Annotated in this window: 14 protein-coding genes; 13 read left to right on the top strand and 1 reads right to left on the bottom strand. The window is 51.7% G+C overall.

Annotated features, from left to right (window positions below):
* Window positions 1-82 precede the first annotated feature (82 nt).
* From rpsA to BEG40_RS04275, 9 genes are all read left to right on the top strand, one after another.
* A complete protein-coding gene (gene rpsA / locus BEG40_RS04315; protein ID WP_000140327.1) occupies window positions 83-1,756 on the top strand; it encodes a 30S ribosomal protein S1 in 1,674 nt (557 codons plus the stop codon).
* Between the two features lie 159 nt (window positions 1,757-1,915).
* Window positions 1,916-2,200 carry an integration host factor subunit beta gene (ihfB, locus tag BEG40_RS04310; RefSeq protein WP_000167336.1) on the top strand — a complete coding sequence of 95 codons (285 nt, stop codon included), beginning with the start codon at window positions 1,916-1,918 and terminating at the stop codon, window positions 2,198-2,200.
* A 206-nt stretch (window positions 2,201-2,406) separates the two neighbouring features.
* Window positions 2,407-4,671 (top strand): ComEC family protein, encoded by a 2,265-nt coding sequence (locus BEG40_RS04305; RefSeq protein ID WP_000705720.1) that lies wholly within the window; start codon window positions 2,407-2,409, stop codon window positions 4,669-4,671.
* A 36-nt stretch (window positions 4,672-4,707) separates the two neighbouring features.
* Window positions 4,708-6,456 (top strand): lipid A ABC transporter ATP-binding protein/permease MsbA, encoded by a 1,749-nt coding sequence (msbA, locus tag BEG40_RS04300; protein WP_000551252.1) that lies wholly within the window; start codon window positions 4,708-4,710, stop codon window positions 6,454-6,456.
* The gene (gene lpxK, locus BEG40_RS04295) at window positions 6,453-7,439 is read left to right on the top strand and encodes a tetraacyldisaccharide 4'-kinase (protein WP_105284941.1); all 987 of its coding nucleotides are present in this window, start codon (window positions 6,453-6,455) and stop codon (window positions 7,437-7,439) included. Before msbA ends, lpxK begins: the two co-directional genes overlap by 4 nt.
* A 35-nt stretch (window positions 7,440-7,474) precedes the next feature.
* Window positions 7,475-8,707 carry a crosslink repair DNA glycosylase YcaQ gene (gene ycaQ / locus BEG40_RS04290; protein WP_016157996.1) on the top strand — a complete coding sequence of 411 codons (1,233 nt, stop codon included), beginning with the start codon at window positions 7,475-7,477 and terminating at the stop codon, window positions 8,705-8,707.
* A gap of 51 nt (window positions 8,708-8,758) precedes the next feature.
* Entirely contained in the window at window positions 8,759-8,941 is a 183-nt protein-coding gene (gene ycaR / locus BEG40_RS04285) for a protein YcaR (RefSeq protein WP_000350069.1), read from the top strand.
* On the top strand, window positions 8,938-9,684 hold the full coding sequence (gene kdsB / locus BEG40_RS04280) for a 3-deoxy-manno-octulosonate cytidylyltransferase (RefSeq protein ID WP_000011597.1): 747 nt from the start codon (window positions 8,938-8,940) through the stop codon (window positions 9,682-9,684). The genes ycaR and kdsB overlap by 4 nt, the downstream gene beginning before the upstream one ends.
* Before the next feature lie 151 nt (window positions 9,685-9,835).
* Window positions 9,836-10,729, top strand: a complete 894-nt coding sequence (locus BEG40_RS04275) for a YcbJ family phosphotransferase (RefSeq protein WP_105284940.1) — start codon at window positions 9,836-9,838, stop codon at window positions 10,727-10,729.
* Here BEG40_RS04275 and elyC read toward each other — a convergent pair.
* Complete coding sequence (elyC, locus tag BEG40_RS04270) at window positions 10,706-11,485, bottom strand: envelope biogenesis factor ElyC (RefSeq protein WP_000899558.1); 780 nt, start codon at window positions 11,483-11,485, stop codon at window positions 10,706-10,708. The two genes, BEG40_RS04275 and elyC, sit on opposite strands and share 24 nt — an antisense overlap.
* A 135-nt stretch (window positions 11,486-11,620) precedes the next feature.
* Here elyC and cmoM point away from each other — a divergent pair, with 135 nt between their 5' ends.
* From cmoM to mukB, 4 genes are read left to right on the top strand one after another with little or no spacing between them, the layout of a single operon-like run.
* On the top strand, window positions 11,621-12,406 hold the full coding sequence (gene cmoM, locus BEG40_RS04265; RefSeq protein WP_105284939.1) for a tRNA uridine 5-oxyacetic acid(34) methyltransferase CmoM: 786 nt from the start codon (window positions 11,621-11,623) through the stop codon (window positions 12,404-12,406).
* Entirely contained in the window at window positions 12,403-13,725 is a 1,323-nt protein-coding gene (gene mukF, locus BEG40_RS04260; RefSeq protein WP_001288859.1) for a chromosome partition protein MukF, read from the top strand. The genes cmoM and mukF overlap by 4 nt, the downstream gene beginning before the upstream one ends.
* Window positions 13,706-14,410 (top strand): chromosome partition protein MukE, encoded by a 705-nt coding sequence (gene mukE / locus BEG40_RS04255; RefSeq protein WP_010344468.1) that lies wholly within the window; start codon window positions 13,706-13,708, stop codon window positions 14,408-14,410. The genes mukF and mukE overlap by 20 nt, the downstream gene beginning before the upstream one ends.
* Window positions 14,410-18,870, top strand: coding sequence for a chromosome partition protein MukB (gene mukB / locus BEG40_RS04250; protein ID WP_105284938.1), 4,461 nt, complete (start codon window positions 14,410-14,412; stop codon window positions 18,868-18,870). The genes mukE and mukB overlap by 1 nt, the downstream gene beginning before the upstream one ends.
* The last annotated feature ends 43 nt before the right edge of the window (window positions 18,871-18,913 follow it).

The following is an 18,913-nucleotide window of genomic DNA, read 5'->3' as shown; positions in this document are numbered from 1 at the left end:
AATGGAATGACAGCGGGTATGTTAAACAACCCCATCCGGCACGGAGCCAGGTGGACGTTAAATATAAACCTGAAGATTAAACATGACTGAATCTTTTGCTCAACTCTTTGAAGAGTCCTTAAAAGAAATCGAAACCCGCCCGGGTTCTATCGTTCGTGGCGTTGTTGTTGCTATCGACAAAGACGTAGTACTGGTTGACGCTGGTCTGAAATCTGAGTCTGCCATCCCGGCTGAGCAGTTCAAAAACGCCCAGGGCGAGCTGGAAATCCAGGTAGGTGACGAAGTTGACGTTGCTCTGGACGCAGTAGAAGACGGCTTCGGTGAAACTCTGCTGTCCCGTGAGAAAGCTAAACGTCACGAAGCCTGGATCACGCTGGAAAAAGCTTACGAAGATGCTGAAACTGTTACCGGTGTTATCAACGGCAAAGTTAAGGGCGGCTTCACTGTTGAGCTGAACGGTATTCGTGCGTTCCTGCCAGGTTCTCTGGTAGACGTTCGTCCGGTGCGTGACACTCTGCACCTGGAAGGCAAAGAGCTTGAATTCAAAGTAATCAAGCTGGATCAGAAGCGCAACAACGTTGTTGTTTCTCGTCGTGCCGTTATCGAATCCGAAAACAGCGCAGAGCGCGATCAGCTGCTGGAAAACCTGCAGGAAGGCATGGAAGTTAAAGGTATCGTTAAGAACCTCACTGACTACGGTGCATTCGTTGATCTGGGCGGCGTTGACGGCCTGCTGCACATCACTGACATGGCCTGGAAACGCGTTAAGCATCCGAGCGAAATCGTCAACGTGGGCGACGAAATCACTGTTAAAGTGCTGAAGTTCGACCGCGAACGTACCCGTGTATCCCTGGGTCTGAAACAGCTGGGCGAAGATCCGTGGGTAGCTATCGCTAAACGTTATCCGGAAGGTACTAAACTGACTGGTCGCGTGACCAACCTGACCGACTACGGCTGCTTCGTTGAAATCGAAGAAGGCGTTGAAGGCCTGGTACACGTTTCCGAAATGGATTGGACCAACAAAAACATCCACCCGTCTAAAGTTGTTAACGTTGGCGATGTAGTGGAAGTTATGGTTCTGGATATCGACGAAGAACGTCGTCGTATCTCCCTGGGTCTGAAACAGTGCAAAGCTAACCCGTGGCAGCAGTTCGCGGAAACCCACAACAAGGGCGACCGTGTTGAAGGTAAAATCAAGTCTATCACTGACTTCGGTATCTTCATCGGCCTGGACGGCGGCATCGACGGCCTGGTTCACCTGTCTGACATCTCCTGGAACGTTGCAGGCGAAGAAGCAGTTCGTGAATACAAAAAAGGCGACGAAATCGCTGCAGTTGTTCTGCAAGTTGACGCAGAACGTGAACGTATCTCCCTGGGCGTTAAACAGCTCGCAGAAGATCCGTTCAACAACTGGGTTGCTCTGAACAAGAAAGGCGCTATCGTAACTGGTAAAGTAACTGCAGTTGACGCTAAAGGCGCAACCGTAGAACTGGCTGACGGCGTTGAAGGTTACCTGCGTGCTTCTGAAGCATCCCGTGACCGCGTTGAAGACGCTACCCTGGTTCTGAGCGTTGGCGACGAAGTTGAAGCTAAATTCACCGGCGTTGATCGTAAAAACCGCGCAATCAGCCTGTCTGTTCGTGCGAAAGACGAAGCTGACGAGAAAGATGCAATCGCAACTGTTAACAAACAGGAAGATGCAAACTTCTCCAACAACGCAATGGCTGAAGCTTTCAAAGCAGCTAAAGGCGAGTAATTCTCTGACTCTTCGGGATTTTTATTCCGAAGTTTGTTGAGTTTACTTGACAGATTGCAGGTTTCGTCCTGTAATCAAGCACTAAGGGCGGCTACGGCCGCCCTTAATCAATGCAGCAACAGCAGCCGCTTAATTTGCCTTTAAGGAACCGGAGGAATCATGACCAAGTCAGAATTGATAGAAAGACTTGCCACCCAGCAATCGCACATTCCCGCTAAGACGGTTGAAGATGCAGTAAAAGAGATGCTGGAGCATATGGCCTCGACTCTTGCGCAGGGCGAGCGTATTGAAATCCGCGGTTTCGGCAGTTTCTCTTTGCACTACCGCGCACCACGTACCGGACGTAATCCGAAGACTGGTGATAAAGTAGAACTGGAAGGAAAATACGTTCCTCACTTTAAACCAGGAAAAGAACTGCGCGATCGCGCCAATATTTACGGTTAAGTTTTCACTCAAACTTGAACGCGAGAAAAGCACCTGTCGGGTGCTTTTTTCATTTCTGTAATCTGGAACTGGAAGCTGCCTCGCAGCGTTTTGTGTAGTTTTCACATTCCCGTTAAATTCTTCTGAACCCGTCTCGGGGAACGCAAAACTCCCGCCAGACAACCGTTCAACAAAGTTGCACACTTTCCGAAAACAGGGAGGGGTGCATGAAAATAACGACAGTTGGCGTATGCATTATTTGCGGAATTTTTCCGCTGCTGATTTTGCCACAATTGCCTGGGACATTAACCCTTGCGAGTCTGACCGTCTTCGCCTGCGTACTGGCATTTATTCCTGTTAAAGCCGTTCGTTATTTCACGCTGACATTGCTGTTTTTCCTTTGGGGCATATTGGCGGCAAAGCAAATTTTGTGGGCAGGAGAAAACTTAACTGGCGCGACGCAGGATGCAATTGTCGAGATTACTGCTACTGACGGCATAACCACTCATTACGCTCAAATTACCCATCTACAAGGTCGACGTCTTTTCCCTGCGCCAGGCATTGTGCTGTATGGCGAGTATCTGCCACAAGTGGTTTGTGCCGGACAACAATGGTCAATGAAACTCAGAGTTCGTGCGGTTCACGGTCAGCTTAATGATGGTGGCTTTGACAGCCAGCGTTATGCTATTGCCCAGCACCAGCCTCTAACCGGGCGTTTTCTTCAGGCAAGAATCATTGAACCGGGGTGTAGTCTGCGGGCGCAATATCTGGCCTCTTTGCAAACGACCCTGCAACCTTATCTGTGGAAAGCGGTGATTCTTGGCTTAGGTATGGGTGAACGGTTATCTGTGCCCAAAGAAATCAAAGATATTATGCGCAATACTGGTACAGCGCATTTAATGGCGATATCGGGATTGCACATCGCTTTTGCGGCGTTGCTGGCAGCCGGGCTCATTCGCGGTGGGCAAATTTTCCTCCCTGGTCATTGGATCCACTGGCAGATGCCATTAATTGGCGGAATTTTCTGTGCCGCTTTTTATGCCTGGTTGACTGGTATGCAACCTCCGGCACTGCGTACCATCGTGGCGCTTGCAACGTGGGGAATGCTTAAGTTAAGTGGGCGACAATGGAGTGGCTGGGATGTATGGATATGTTGTCTGGCGGCAATTTTGCTGATGGATCCTGTTGCCATTCTCTCGCAAAGTTTATGGCTCTCTGCTGCAGCGGTGGCAGCACTGATTTTTTGGTATCAGTGGTTTCCCTGTCCTGAGTGGCAACTGCCGCCGGTATTGCGTGCAGTTGTTTCCCTCATTCATTTGCAACTGGGAATCACACTCCTGCTTATGCCCGTGCAAATCGTCATATTTCATGGCATTAGTCTGACCTCGTTTATAGCAAATTTGTTCGCTATTCCCTTAGTGACATTTATCACGGTTCCGTTGATTCTCGCCGCGATGATAGTGCATTTAAGCGGACCATTAATCGTGGAACAAGGATTATGGTTTCTGGCCGACAGATCTTTGGCTTTACTTTTCTGGTTGTTAAAGAGCTTGCCAGAAGGATGGGTCAACGTTGCTGAACGTTGGCAATGGCTATCATTTTCTCCCTGGTTATTACTGGTAGGATGGCGACTAAACGCATGGCGAACGTTGCCTGCGCTGTGCGTGGCTGGAGGCATTATGATGTGTTGTCCACTGTGGCAAAAAACACGGTCTGACGAGTGGCAGGTGTATATGCTTGATGTCGGGCAAGGGCTGGCAATGGTGATTGCGCGAAACGGCAAAGCGATTCTCTATGATACGGGCCTCGCCTGGCCAGAAGGTGACAGCGGGCAACAACTGATTGTCCCCTGGCTACGCTGGCATAACCTTGAACCGGAAGGCGTCATTCTGAGTCATGAACATCTGGATCATCGGGGAGGGCTGGACTCGATATTACGTGTCTGGCCGACGTTATGGGTCAGAAGCCCTTTAAACTGGGAACATCATCAGCCCTGTGTGCGCGGTGAAGCGTGGCAGTGGCAAGGATTACGTTTTAGCGCACACTGGCCTTTACAAGGTAGCAACGATAAAGGAAATAACCATTCCTGTGTGGTTAAGGTTGACGACGGAACGTATAGCATTCTTTTAACCGGTGATATTGAAGCACTCGCTGAACAAAAAATGCTAAGTCGTTACTGGCAACACGTGCAGGCAACATTACTTCAGGTGCCCCATCATGGCAGTAATACCTCATCATCATTGCCATTAATTCAGCGTGTGAATGGAAAAGTGGCACTGGCATCGGCATCGCGCTATAACGCATGGCGACTACCCTCCAGCAAAGTTAAAAGACGCTATGAAATTCAGGGATATCAATGGGTTGATACCTCGCATCAGGGGCAAATAACCGTCGATTTTTCAGCGCAAGGCTGGCAGGTACGCAGCCTAAGGGAGCAAATTTTACCTCGTTGGTATCATCAGTGGTTTGGCGTGCCAGTGGATAACGGGTAGAATATGCGGCTATTTCAACAAATGCTGGTTTTTTGAATGCATAACGACAAAGATCTCTCTACGTGGCAGACATTCCGCCGACTGTGGCCAACCATTGCGCCTTTTAAAGCGGGTCTGATCGTGGCGGGCATAGCGTTAATTCTCAACGCAGCCAGCGATACCTTCATGTTATCGCTCCTTAAGCCACTTCTCGATGATGGCTTTGGTAAAACCGATCGCTCCGTGCTGATGTGGATGCCGCTGGTGGTTATTGGGCTGATGATTTTACGTGGTATCACCAGTTATATTTCCAGTTACTGCATTTCCTGGGTATCAGGAAAAGTGGTAATGACCATGCGTCGCCGTCTGTTCGGCCACATGATGGGAATGCCGGTGTCATTTTTTGACAAACAGTCAACCGGGACACTGCTTTCACGTATTACTTACGATTCTGAACAGGTTGCTTCGTCGTCTTCCGGCGCGCTGATTACGGTGGTGCGTGAAGGTGCTTCCATTATCGGTCTGTTCGCCATGATGTTCTATTACAGCTGGCAGTTGTCGATCATTTTGATTGTGCTGGCGCCGATCGTCTCGATTGCGATTCGTATCGTATCGAAGCGTTTTCGCAGCATCAGCAAAAACATGCAGAACACCATGGGGCAGGTGACCACCAGTGCTGAACAGATGCTGAAAGGCCATAAAGAAGTATTGATTTTTGGTGGCCAGGAAGTAGAAACGAAGCGTTTTGATAAGGTCAGCAACAAGATGCGTTTGCAGGGAATGAAGATGGTATCTGCCTCTTCCATCTCTGACCCGATCATTCAGCTGATTGCCTCTCTGGCGCTGGCATTTGTTCTCTACGCCGCGAGCTTCCCAAGTGTAATGGATAGCCTGACAGCCGGTACGATCACCGTTGTCTTCTCTTCGATGATTGCACTGATGCGTCCGCTGAAATCGCTGACCAACGTTAACGCCCAATTCCAGCGTGGTATGGCGGCCTGTCAGACGCTGTTTACAATTCTGGATAGTGAACAGGAGAAAGACGAAGGTAAACGCGAGATTGAGCGTGCTACTGGCGACGTCGAATTTCGCAATGTCACCTTTACCTATCCGGGGCGTGAAGTCCCTGCGCTGCGTAATATCAACCTGAAGATCCCAGCAGGGAAAACAGTGGCTCTGGTAGGGCGTTCGGGTTCGGGTAAATCAACTATCGCCAGCCTGATCACGCGTTTTTACGATATTGATGAAGGCGAGATCCTGATGGATGGTCACGATCTGCGCGAGTATACCCTGGCGTCGTTACGTAACCAGGTTGCACTGGTATCGCAGAATGTCCATTTGTTTAACGATACGGTTGCCAACAATATTGCTTACGCACGTACAGACCAGTACAGCCGTGAGCAAATTGAAGAAGCGGCGCGTATGGCTTATGCCATGGACTTTATCAATAAGATGGATAACGGTCTTGATACGGTGATTGGTGAAAACGGCGTGTTGCTCTCTGGCGGTCAGCGCCAGCGTATCGCTATCGCTCGAGCTTTGTTGCGTGACAGTCCTATTCTGATCCTTGATGAAGCCACTTCGGCGCTGGATACAGAATCCGAACGTGCGATTCAGGCGGCGCTTGACGAGCTACAGAAAAACCGTACCTCACTGGTGATTGCTCACCGTTTGTCTACCATTGAAAAGGCAGACGAAATTGTGGTCGTTGAGGATGGTGTCATTGTGGAACGCGGCACGCATAACGATTTGCTTGAGCACCGTGGTGTCTACGCGCAACTTCACAAAATGCAATTTGGTCAATGATCGAAAAAATCTGGTCTGGTGAATCTCCTTTGTGGCGGCTGTTGCTGCCACTCTCCTGGTTGTATGGTCTGGTGAGTGGCGCTATCCGTCTTTGCTATAAACTAAAACTGAAGCGCGCATGGCGTGCCCCAGTGCCTGTTGTGGTGGTCGGTAATCTCACCGCAGGTGGTAACGGGAAAACACCGGTCGTTGTCTGGCTGGTAGAACAACTGCAAAAACGCGGTGTTCGTGTTGGTGTTGTATCCCGGGGCTATGGCGGTAAGGCCGAGTCGTATCCGATGTTATTGTCGGCAGAGACTACCACAGCACAGGCGGGTGATGAACCTGTGCTGATTTATCAGCGTACTGGCGCGCCTGTTGCAGTTTCTCCCGTCCGTTCTGATGCGGTAAAAGCCATTCTTGCGCAACATCCTGATGTGCAGCTCATCGTAACCGACGACGGTCTACAACATTATTGTCTGGCACGAGATGTGGAAATTGTCGTCATTGATGGTGTGCGTCGCTTTGGCAATGGCTGGTGGCTGCCTGCGGGGCCAATGCGTGAGCGAGCCGGGCGTTTAAAATCGGTTGATGCGGTAATCGTCAATGGCGGCGTACCGCGTGATGGTGAAATTCCGATGAATTTAATACCGGGTCAGGCAGTGAATTTGCGTACCGGTGCTCGTTGTGACATTGCACAGCTTGAACATGTGGTGGCAATGGCGGGGATTGGTCATCCGCCGCGCTTTTTTGCCACGCTGAATATGTGTGGTGTGCAACCGGAAAAATGTGTGCCGTTGTCCGATCATCAGTCTTTGAATCATGTGGATGTCAGCGCATTGTTAAGTGCCGGGCAAACACTGGTTATGACTGAAAAAGATGCGGTGAAATGCCGGGGCTTTGCAGAAGAAAATTGGTGGTATTTGCCCGTTGACGCACAGTTTTCGGGCGCTGAGCCAGAGAAACTGCTCGCGCAACTTTCCTCGCTGGCTTCTGGCAACTAATTCGCAGCAGCAGCGTTCAATTGATGGAGCCATGAATGACGCTGCCGTATATCTCTCTTGCTGATGCGCGTAATCTTCATCTCGCTGCGCAAGGCCTGTTAAAAAAATCTCGTCGTCGCGCGTTGCCGCAAGATATTCTGGCAGCTATTTCCCGCATGTCCTTGCTGCAAATCGACACTATCAATATCGTTGCCCGCAGCCCTTATTTGGTGCTTTTTAGTCGTCTGGGTAATTATCCTCCGCAGTGGCTGGACGAGTCGCTGGCGCATGGCGAATTAATGGAATACTGGGCGCATGAAGCCTGCTTTATGCCGCGTAGTGATTTTCATCTCATTCGCCACCGGATGCTGGCGCCAGAAAAAATGGGCTGGAAATATCAAGACGCCTGGATGCGGGAACATGCGGAAGAAATTGAACAGTTACTTCAGTACATTCAGGATAACGGACCCGTACGTTCAGCCGATTTTGCTCATCCCCGCAAAGGGGCAAGCGGTTGGTGGGAGTGGAAGCCGCATAAACGCCATCTGGAAGGGCTGTTTACTGCTGGAAAGGTTATGGTGATTGAAAGGCGTAATTTCCAGCGCATATATGATTTAACCCATCGCGTCATGCCGCACTGGGATGATAAGTGTGACCTCGTTTCGCAAACAGAAGCAGAAATCACGATGCTGGATAACAGCGCGCGTAGCCTGGGAATATTTCGCGAACAGTGGCTGACAGATTACTATCGCCTTAAACGCCCGGCGCTGGCTGCCTGGCGTGATGTGCGTGCTGAACAGCGGAAAATTATCCCCGTAAATGTGGAGAGGTTAGGACAACTCTGGCTGCATACTGATTTGTTGCCTCTTCTCGAAACTGCTCTCGCGGGAAAACTCACCGCGACGCATTGCACTGTACTGTCACCCTTTGACCCTGTCGTCTGGGATCGTAAACGTGCAGAGCAGCTTTTTGATTTTAGCTACCGGCTGGAATGCTACACGCCGGCACCGAAACGTCAGTATGGCTATTTCGTTCTGCCGTTACTGCATCGTGGACAATTAGTCGGGCGAATGGATGCAAAAATGCATCGCCAGACGGGCGTCCTTGAAGTTATCTCCCTTTGGTTACAGGATGGCATCAAACTGACTGCTTTTCTTCAAAAAGGATTGCGCCAGGCGATTACAGATTTTGCTGGTTGGCAGCAGGCAACGCGAGTGACATTAGGGCGCTGCCCACACGGTCTCTTTAGTGATTGCCGCACAGGCTGGGAAATAGCCCCCTGGGCATAAATGATTATGATAAGATTTATGCATTCATAACCCGATCCATCTGGAGGAACTATGGATCATCGTCTGCTCGAAATCGTTGCCTGTCCGGTTTGCAACGGCAAACTTTGGTATAACCAGGAAAAACAAGAACTGATTTGCAAACTGGATAACCTGGCTTTCCCGCTGCGCGATGGCATCCCAGTGCTGTTGGAAACGGAAGCCCGCGTACTGACTGCTGATGAGAGTAAATCATGAGTTTTGTGGTGATTATTCCTGCACGCTACGCTTCTACGCGTCTGCCAGGTAAACCGTTGGTCGATATTAACGGTAAGCCGATGATCGTTCATGTTCTTGAACGCGCCCGCGAGTCAGGAGCCGATCGCATCATTGTAGCAACCGATCATCAAGATGTTGCCCGCGCTGTTGAAGCTGCTGGAGGGGAAGTGTGCATGACGCGCGCCGATCATCAGTCAGGCACCGAACGCCTGGCGGAAGTTGTCGAAAAATGCGCGTTCAGCGACGACACGGTGATTGTTAATGTGCAGGGCGATGAGCCAATGATCCCTGCGACAATCATTCGTCAGGTTGCTGATAATCTCGCCCAGCGTGAAGTAGGCATGGCTACCCTTGCTGTACCTATCCACAGTGCGGAAGAAGCCTTTAATCCGAATGCAGTTAAAGTGGTGCTTGACGCTGAAGGTTATGCGCTTTACTTCTCGCGTGCCACCATTCCGTGGGATCGTGACCGTTTTGCAAAAGGTCTGGAAACCGTTGGTGATAACTTCCTGCGTCATCTTGGTATTTATGGCTACCGTGCAGGCTTTATCCGTCGTTATGTCAACTGGCAGCCAAGTCCGTTAGAACACATCGAAATGCTAGAGCAGCTTCGCGTACTGTGGTATGGCGAAAAAATCCACGTTGCTGTTGCCCAGGAAGTTCCTGGTACAGGAGTGGATACCCCTGAAGATCTCGAGCGCGTTCGCGCTGAAATGCTCTAAGCTAATTTCACGACACTCCACCTGATTGTTGGGGAGTGTCGTACCGTTACGATTTTCCTCATTTTTCTTTTCAACAATTGATCTCATTCAGGTGACATCTTTTACATTGGCGCTCATTATGAAGGCAGTAGCTTTTATGAGGGTAATCTGAATGGAACAGCTGCGTGCCGAATTAAGCCATTTACTGGGCGAAAAACTCAGTCGTATTGAGTGCGTCAATGAAAAAGCAGATACGGCGTTGTGGGCTTTGTATGACAGCCAGGGAAACCCAATGCCGTTAATGGCGAGAAGCTTTAGTACGCCAGGACAAGCCCGCCAGTTGGCATGGAAAACCACCATGCTGGCGCGCAGCGGGACTATTCGTATGCCAACCATCTATGGCGTGATGACACATGAAGAACATCCTGGCCCCGATGTCCTGTTACTGGAGCGGATGCGTGGTGTTTCTGTGGAAGCACCCACGCGTACACCGGAACGTTGGGATCATCTGAAAGAGCAAATTGTTGAAGCTCTGCTGGCCTGGCACCGACAGGACAGTCGCGGTTGCGTCGGTGCAGTCGACAATACTCAGGAAAATTTCTGGCCCTCATGGTATCGGCAACATGTTGAAGTGCTATGGACCACGCTCAATCAGTTCCATAACACCGGATTAACGATGCAGGATAAGCGTATCCTGTTCCGCACCCGCGAATGTCTTCCGGCATTATTTGAAGGATTTAACGACAATTGTGTGCTGATCCATGGCAATTTCTGTTTGCGCAGCATGTTGAAAGATTCTCGTAGCGATCAATTACTGGCGATGGTAGGGCCGGGCCTCATGCTTTGGGCGCCACGTGAGTATGAGTTGTTCCGGTTGATGGATAACACTCTGGCAGAGGATTTACTCTGGAGTTACCTGCAACGCGCGCCAGTGGCGGAGTCGTTCATCTGGCGGCGTTGGTTGTATGTGTTATGGGATGAAGTTGCGCAACTGGTCAATACCGGACGGTTTAGCCGGCGCAACTTCGATCTGGCATCAAAATCACTCCTTCCCTGGCTCGCCTGACGAACCTTTCAGCCACTGCCAGATGCGACCAAGCGTTTCATAGCCGACTCGGTCGCTATGCATCAACCAGACCGGAGAGGGAATTGCCCGTTCCCACGGATTAAGCGGTGAGTCGATTGCCAGCTGATTCGCCGGGGCTGGCAGCGGATTCAGACCTTCCTGTTGGAAAAAGATCATCGCGCGCGGCAAATGAGACGCAGATGTCACCAGCAGGAAAGGGGCGTCACCAATTGCCTGTTTCACTGCGGCTGCTTCTTCTTCGGTATCTTTTGGCAAATCCAGCGTAATAATTTGTTCGCGCGGTACGCCCAGCGATTGCGCTACTCTGGCACCCACTTCGGCTGTACTCACCGTATTGGTTTTTGCCACGCCTCCCGTGAAGATCAGTTTTGATCCCGGATTCTCGCGCCATAAACGAATACCTTCATTCAGGCGCGGCAAACTATTATTGATTAAATTTGAACTTGGTGCCCACTGCGGGTTCCAGGTATAACCACCTCCGAGCACCACGATATAGTCCACTTTTTGTGCATTATTCCATGTCGGATAAGTACTTTCGATGGGACGCAGCAGGCGGTCGGCTACTGGTTGCAAACTTAATAACAAAAGCGCCAGCCATCCGGCGCTAATAAATATCTTTCCGGTTTTTTGAAAACGGCTAAACCACAGTAGCACCAGACCCACACCGATAATCAACAACATTAGCGGAAGTGGCAGTAGCATACCGCCAATCACTTTTTTCAGTGTAAAAAGCATCCTTTCTGGTTCCTTTTTTAACCATATAGCGAGGGATCGGCAGTGATATTACACCAGACGGGTTCATTCTCGCCGTGGCTGTGACAAAATAGCGCCTTTATCAGAAAACGTCTTAGCCAACCGGTGGAGAAAGCAATGCAGGATCGCAATTTTGATGACATTGCGGAAAAGTTTTCCCGTAACATTTACGGCACCACCAAAGGACAGCTTCGGCAGGCTATTCTGTGGCAGGATCTCGATCGTGTGCTGGTGGATATGGAGCCGCACAAACTGTGCGTACTGGATGCCGGTGGTGGTGAAGGACAGACCGCGATCAAAATGGCCGAACGTGGGCATCAGGTCATTTTATGCGATCTCTCCGCCCAGATGATCGACCGCGCAAAGCAGGCGGCAGAAGCTAAAGGTGTGAGCGACAACATGCAATTTATACATTGCGCCGCTCAGGACGTTGCTTCGCATTTGGAAACGCCCGTTGATCTGATATTGTTCCATGCGGTGCTGGAATGGGTGGCTGACCCCCGCAGCGTATTGCAAACATTGTGGTCAGTGTTGCGCCCAGGCGGCATGTTGTCATTAATGTTCTACAATGCGCACGGCTTGCTGATGCATAACATGGTCGCAGGGAATTTTGATTACGTGCAGGCGGGAATGCCGAAAAAGAAAAAACGGACGCTTTCGCCAGACTATCCACGCGACCCGGCGCAGGTATATCAGTGGCTGGAAGAAGCTGGCTGGCAAATTATGGGTAAAACCGGCGTTCGCGTGTTTCATGATTATCTGCGTGAAAAGCACCAGCAGCGCGACTGCTACGAAGCATTACTTGAATTAGAAACGCGTTATTGCCGCCAGGAACCGTATATCAGCCTGGGGCGTTATATTCATGTCACCGCGCGCAAACCGCAGAGCAAGGATAAAGTATGAGTGAATTTTCCCAGACAGTCCCCGAACTGGTTGCCTGGGCCAGAAAAAATGACTTCTCCATCTCGCTGCCGGTAGACCGACTCTCTTTTCTGCTGGCGGTTGCCACGCTGAATGGCGAGCGTCTGGATGGTGAGATGAGTGAAGGCGAGCTGGTGGATGCATTCCGCCATGTGAGTGATGCGTTTGAGCAAACCAGCGAAACCATCGGCGTGCGCGCCAACAACGCGATCAACGACATGGTGCGTCAACGTCTGCTGAACCGCTTTACCAGTGAGCAGGCGGAAGGGAACGCTATATATCGTCTGACGCCGCTCGGCATCGGCATTACTGACTACTATATCCGTCAGCGCGAGTTTTCTACGCTGCGTCTTTCTATGCAGTTGTCGATCGTTGCAGGCGAACTGAAGCGTGCGGCGGATGCGGCAGAAGAGGGCGGTGATGAGTTTCACTGGCACCGCAATGTCTATGCGCCGCTGAAATATTCGGTAGCAGAAATTTTCGACAGCATCGATCTGACGCAACGCCTGATGGATGAGCAGCAGCAGCAGGTGAAAGATGACATCGCTCAGTTGCTGAATAAAGACTGGCGGGCGGCGATCTCCAGCTGCGAATTGTTGCTTTCAGAAACCTCCGGTACGCTGCGTGAATTGCAGGATACGCTGGAAGCGGCAGGTGACAAATTGCAGGCTAACCTGTTGCGCATTCAGGATGCGACCATGACGCATGACGATCTGCATTTTGTCGATAGTCTGGTGTTCGATCTGCAAAGTAAGCTCGATCGTATTATCAGCTGGGGACAGCAATCTATCGACTTGTGGATTGGCTACGATCGCCACGTACACAAATTTATCCGTACTGCTATCGATATGGATAAAAACCGCGTCTTTGCCCAGCGGTTACGTCAGTCGGTACAAACCTATTTTGATGAGCCGTGGGCGCTGACTTACGCGAATGCCGATCGTCTGCTGGATATGCGTGACGAAGAGATGGCACTGCGCGACGAAGAAGTGACCGGGGAGCTTCCGCCAGATTTAGAGTACGAAGAGTTCAACGAGATCCGCGAACAACTGGCGGCGATCATCGAAGAACAGCTCGCCGTGTACAAAACCAGACAAGTACCGCTGGATCTTGGTCTGGTGGTACGCGAATATCTGGCGCAGTATCCACGTGCGCGTCACTTTGACGTTGCGCGTATTGTTATTGATCAGGCGGTACGCCTCGGCGTAGCGCAAGCAGATTTCACCGGACTGCCTGCGAAATGGCAGCCGATTAATGATTACGGAGCCAAGGTACAGGCGCATGTCATCGACAAATATTGAACAAGTGATGCCGGTTAAGCTGGCGCAGGCGCTGGCGAATCCGTTATTTCCGGCGCTGGATAGCGCCTTACGTTCAGGCCGTCATATTGGCCTCGACGAACTGGATAATCATGCATTCCTGATGGATTTTCAGGAATATCTGGAAGAGTTTTACGCACGTTATAACGTGGAGCTTATTCGCGCGCCGGAAGGTTTTTTCTATTTGCGCCCACGTTCTACCACTATTATCCCGCGCTCCGTATTGTCGGAACTGGACATGATGGTCGGGAAAATCCTCTGTTATCTCTATCTCAGCCCGGAACGGCTGGCGAACGAGGGGATTTTTACTCAGCAGGAACTGTATGATGAACTGCTCACCCTGGCCGATGAAGCGAAACTGCTGAAACTGGTAAATAACCGTTCTACCGGTTCGGACGTGGATCGCCAGAAGTTGCAGGAAAAAGTACGCTCTTCGCTCAACCGTCTGCGCCGCTTAGGCATGGTGTGGTTTATGGGGCACGACAGCAGCAAGTTCCGCATTACTGAATCGGTGTTCCGTTTCGGTGCGGATGTCCGTGCGGGCGACGATCCGCGCGAAGCTCAGCGTCGCCTGATTCGCGATGGTGAAGCTATGTCGCTGGAAAACCACCTGCAACTCAACGACGAAACTGAAGAGAATCAGCCAGATAGCGGAGAGGAAGAATAATGATTGAACGCGGTAAATTTCGCTCACTGACGCTGATTAACTGGAACGGCTTTTTTGCCCGTACCTTTGACCTTGATGAGCTGGTCACGACGCTTTCCGGCGGTAACGGTGCGGGTAAATCCACCACTATGGCGGCGTTCGTTACGGCGCTTATCCCCGACCTGACCTTGTTGCATTTCCGTAACACCACGGAAGCCGGTGCTACCAGCGGTTCGCGAGATAAAGGCCTGCACGGTAAGCTAAAAGCGGGGGTCTGTTATTCGATGCTTGACACCATCAACTCGCGCCACCAGCGCGTGGTGGTTGGTGTGCGTCTACAACAGGTTGCCGGGCGCGATCGTAAAGTTGATATCAAACCGTTTGCCATTCAGGGCTTGCCGATGTCGATGCAGCCGACGCAACTGGTGACCGAAACCCTGAACGAACGTCAGGCGCGCGTGCTGCCGCTTAACGAGCTGAAAGACAAGCTCGAGGCGATGGAAGGCGTGCAGTTTAAGCAGTTCAACTCCATCACCGATTACCATTCGCTGATGTTCGATCTGGGCATCATCGCGCGTCGTCTGCGTTCTGCTTCTGATCGTAGTAAATTCTATCGTCTGATCGAAGCCTCGCTGTACGGCGGTATTTCCAGCGCCATTACCCGTTCTCTGCGCGACTACCTGCTGCCAGAAAACAGCGGTGTGCGTAAAGCGTTCCAGGACATGGAAGCGGCGCTGCGTGAAAACCGCATGACGCTGGAAGCGATTCGTGTCACCCAGTCTGACCGTGACTTGTTCAAGCATCTGATTAGCGAAGCCACCAACTATGTGGCGGCGGACTACATGCGTCACGCCAACGAGCGCCGTGTCCATCTCGACAAAGCTCTGGAGTTTCGTCGTGAGCTACATACTTCGCGTCAGCAACTGGCGGCGGAACAGTACAAACACGTCGATATGGCGCGTGAGCTGGCAGAGCACAACGGTGCCGAAGGCGATCTGGAAGCGGATTATCAGGCGGCCAGCGATCACCTGAACCTGGTGCAGACTGCACTGCGTCAGCAGGAAAAGATCGAACGTTACGAAGCGGATCTCGATGAGCTGCAGATCCGTCTGGAAGAGCAAAACGAAGTGGTGGCAGAAGCCATCGAGCGCCAGGAAGAGAACGAAGCGCGTGCGGAAGCCGCTGAACTGGAAGTGGATGAGCTGAAAAGCCAGCTTGCTGACTACCAGCAGGCGCTGGACGTCCAGCAAACGCGCGCGATCCAGTACAACCAGGCGATTGCTGCGCTTAATCGTGCCAAAGAATTGTGTCATCTGCCGGACTTAACCGCCGACAGCGCCGCCGAATGGCTGGAAACCTTCCAGGCGAAAGAGCTGGAAGCGACCGAAACAATGCTCTCTCTTGAGCAGAAAATGAGTATGGCGCAAACTGCGCACAGCCAGTTTGAGCAGGCTTATCAATTGGTAGTAGCAATCAACGGTCCGCTGGCGCGTAACGAAGCGTGGGAGGTCGCCCGCGAATTGCTGCGCGAAGGGGTCGATCAGCGCCACCTGGCAGAACAGGTTCAGCCGCTACGGATGCGCTTAAGCGAACTGGAACAGCGTCTGCGCGAGCAGCAAGAAGCCGAAAGACTGCTGGCAGAATTCTGCAAACGTCAGGGCAAGAATTTCGATATCGACGAACTGGAAGCCCTGCATCAGGAACTGGAAGCGCGCATTGCCTCTCTTTCTGACAGCGTGTCTAACGCCCGTGAAGAGCGCATGGCGCTGCGTCAGGAACAGGAACAACTGCAATCACGCATTCAGAGTCTGATGCAGCGTGCGCCGGTTTGGCTGGCGGCGCAAAACAGCCTCAATCAGTTGAGCGAGCAGTGCGGTGAAGAGTTCACTTCCAGTCAGGACGTCACTGAATACATGCAACAGTTGCTGGAGCGTGAGCGCGAAGCGATTGTTGAACGTGACGAAGTGGGCGCGCGTAAAAACGCCGTTGACGAAGAGATTGAGCGTTTAAGTCAGCCGGGCGGCTCTGAAGATCAGCGCCTGAATGCGCTGGCAGAACGTTTTGGCGGCGTGCTGCTGTCAGAAATTTATGACGACGTTAGCCTTGAAGATGCGCCGTACTTCTCTGCGCTATATGGCCCGTCTCGGCACGCGATCGTCGTGCCGGATCTGTCGCAGATTGCCGAACAACTGGAAGGTTTAACCGATTGCCCGGAAGATCTCTATCTGATCGAAGGTGATCCGCAGTCATTCGATGATAGCGTGTTCAGCGTTGATGAGCTGGAAAAAGCGGTGGTGGTGAAAGTTGCCGACCGTCAGTGGCGTTACTCACGCTTCCCGGAAGTTCCGCTGTTTGGTCGTGCGGCGCGCGAAAGCCGTATTGAAAGTCTTCATGCCGAGCGTGAAGTGCTCTCTGAACGTTTTGCTACGCTCTCCTTTGATGTACAAAAAACCCAGCGCCTGCATCAGGCATTTAGCCGTTTTATCGGCAGCCATCTGGCGGTGGCGTTTGAGTCCGATCCGGAAGCCGAAATCCGCCAACTCAACAGCCGTCGCGTCGAGCTGGAGCGTGCGTTGAGTAATCATGAAAATGATAACCAGCAGCAGCGTATTCAGTTTGAGCAGGCGAAAGAGGGCGTTACGGCGCTAAATCGCATTCTGCCGCGTCTCAACCTGTTGGCTGATGACAGCCTGGCGGATCGCGTCGATGAAATCCGCGAACGTCTGGATGAAGCACAGGAAGCCGCGCGTTTTGTTCAGCAGTTCGGTAATCAACTTGCAAAACTGGAGCCGATGGTTTCGGTGTTGCAGAGCGACCCGGAACAGTTCGAACAGTTAAAAGAAGATTACGCGTACTCCCAGCAAATGCAGCGAGATGCCCGTCAGCAGGCATTTGCCCTGACTGAAGTGGTGCAGCGTCGTGCGCACTTTAGCTACTCCGACTCGGCAGAAATGCTCAGCGGTAACAGCGATCTCAACGAAAAACTGCGTGAGCGTCTGGAGCAGGCGGAAGCGGAACGTACCCGCGCTCGTGAAGCGTTGCGTGGTCACGCAGCGCAGTTGAGCCAGTACAACCAGGTACTGGCCTCGCTGAAAAGTTCTTACGACACCAAAAAAGAGCTGCTTAACGATCTGCAACGCGAATTGCAGGATATCGGTGTGCGTGCCGATAGCGGGGCAGAAGAACGGGCGCGTATTCGCCGTGACGAATTACATGCGCAACTGAGCAATAACCGTTCACGTCGCAACCAACTGGAAAAAGCACTTACCTTCTGCGAAGCGGAGATGGACAACCTGACCCGCAAACTGCGCAAGCTGGAACGTGATTACTTTGAGATGCGCGAGCAGGTGGTGACCGCCAAAGCGGGCTGGTGTGCAGTCATGCGCATGGTGAAAGATAATGGCGTTGAGCGCCGCTTACACCGTCGCGAGCTGGCTTATCTCTCCGCTGATGATTTGCGTTCCATGTCGGATAAGGCGTTAGGTGCGCTGCGTCTGGCGGTAGCGGATAACGAACATCTACGCGACGTGCTGCGTATGTCGGAAGATCCAAAACGTCCGGAACGTAAAATTCAGTTCTTCGTGGCGGTTTACCAGCATCTGCGCGAACGTATTCGTCAGGATATTATTCGTACCGATGATCCGGTTGAAGCTATCGAGCAGATGGAAATCGAACTTAGCCGTCTGACTGAAGAGTTAACTTCCCGCGAACAGAAACTGGCGATCAGTTCCCGCAGCGTGGCGAACATTATTCGCAAAACCATTCAGCGCGAACAGAACCGTATCCGTATGCTCAACCAGGGATTGCAGAACGTGTCGTTCGGTCAGGTGAACAGCGTGCGTCTGAACGTGAACGTGCGTGAAACTCACGCCATGCTGCTGGATGTCCTTTCTGAACAGCATGAACAACATCAGGATCTGTTTAACAGCAACCGTCTGACCTTCTCGGAAGCTCTGGCGAAACTGTATCAGCGCCTTAACCCGCAGATTGATATGGGCCAGCGCACACCGCAGACCATTGGTGAAGAACTGCTGGATTACCGCAACTACCTGGAGATGGAAGTTGAGGTTAACCGTGGTTCCGATGGCTGGCTGCGTGCGGAATCGGGCGCACTATCTACCGGTGAAGCAATTGGTACAGGTATGTCGATTCTGGTTATGGTGGTACAGAGCTGGGAAGATGAATCACGCCGCCTGCGCGGTAAAGACATTTCTCCTTGCCGCCTGTTGTTCCTCGATGAAGCAGCGCGACTGGATGCTCGTTCTATCGCCACGCTGTTTGAATTGTGTGAGCGTTTGCAAATGCAGCTCATCATCGCGGCGCCAGAAAATATTAGCCCGGAGAAAGGCACCACCTACAAACTGGTGCGTAAGGTATTCCAGAATACCGAGCACGTACATGTGGTTGGTTTACGTGGCTTTGCGCCGCAGCTTCCTGAAACGCTTCCTGGAGCTGACGAAGCGTCTTCCCAGGCAAGTTAAGATTAAGGCGGCAGCGATGTCGCCTTTTTTCCGAAAACTCCGT

The sequence above is a fragment of the Escherichia sp. MOD1-EC5495 genome, from assembly GCF_002965965.1.
Lineage (GTDB): Bacteria > Pseudomonadota > Gammaproteobacteria > Enterobacterales > Enterobacteriaceae > Escherichia > Escherichia ruysiae.
Note: the sequence above shows the minus strand (reverse complement) of the source record. Positions and strands in the feature narration are given on the sequence as shown.

What these genes read in the sequence shown, in the direction of transcription:
- rpsA (WP_000140327.1), top strand. Translation starts at nt 83, where the DNA reads ATGACTGAATCTTTTGCTCAACTCTTTGAAGAGTCCTTAAAAGAAATC.
- ihfB (WP_000167336.1), top strand. Translation starts at nt 1,916, where the DNA reads ATGACCAAGTCAGAATTGATAGAAAGACTTGCCACCCAGCAATCGCAC.
- BEG40_RS04305 (WP_000705720.1), top strand. Translation starts at nt 2,407, where the DNA reads ATGAAAATAACGACAGTTGGCGTATGCATTATTTGCGGAATTTTTCCG.
- msbA (WP_000551252.1), top strand. Translation starts at nt 4,708, where the DNA reads ATGCATAACGACAAAGATCTCTCTACGTGGCAGACATTCCGCCGACTG.
- lpxK (WP_105284941.1), top strand. Translation starts at nt 6,453, where the DNA reads ATGATCGAAAAAATCTGGTCTGGTGAATCTCCTTTGTGGCGGCTGTTG.
- ycaQ (WP_016157996.1), top strand. Translation starts at nt 7,475, where the DNA reads ATGACGCTGCCGTATATCTCTCTTGCTGATGCGCGTAATCTTCATCTC.
- ycaR (WP_000350069.1), top strand. Translation starts at nt 8,759, where the DNA reads ATGGATCATCGTCTGCTCGAAATCGTTGCCTGTCCGGTTTGCAACGGC.
- kdsB (WP_000011597.1), top strand. Translation starts at nt 8,938, where the DNA reads ATGAGTTTTGTGGTGATTATTCCTGCACGCTACGCTTCTACGCGTCTG.
- BEG40_RS04275 (WP_105284940.1), top strand. Translation starts at nt 9,836, where the DNA reads ATGGAACAGCTGCGTGCCGAATTAAGCCATTTACTGGGCGAAAAACTC.
- elyC (WP_000899558.1), bottom strand. Translation starts at nt 11,485, where the DNA reads ATGCTTTTTACACTGAAAAAAGTGATTGGCGGTATGCTACTGCCACTT.
- cmoM (WP_105284939.1), top strand. Translation starts at nt 11,621, where the DNA reads ATGCAGGATCGCAATTTTGATGACATTGCGGAAAAGTTTTCCCGTAAC.
- mukF (WP_001288859.1), top strand. Translation starts at nt 12,403, where the DNA reads ATGAGTGAATTTTCCCAGACAGTCCCCGAACTGGTTGCCTGGGCCAGA.
- mukE (WP_010344468.1), top strand. Translation starts at nt 13,706, where the DNA reads ATGTCATCGACAAATATTGAACAAGTGATGCCGGTTAAGCTGGCGCAG.
- mukB (WP_105284938.1), top strand. Translation starts at nt 14,410, where the DNA reads ATGATTGAACGCGGTAAATTTCGCTCACTGACGCTGATTAACTGGAAC.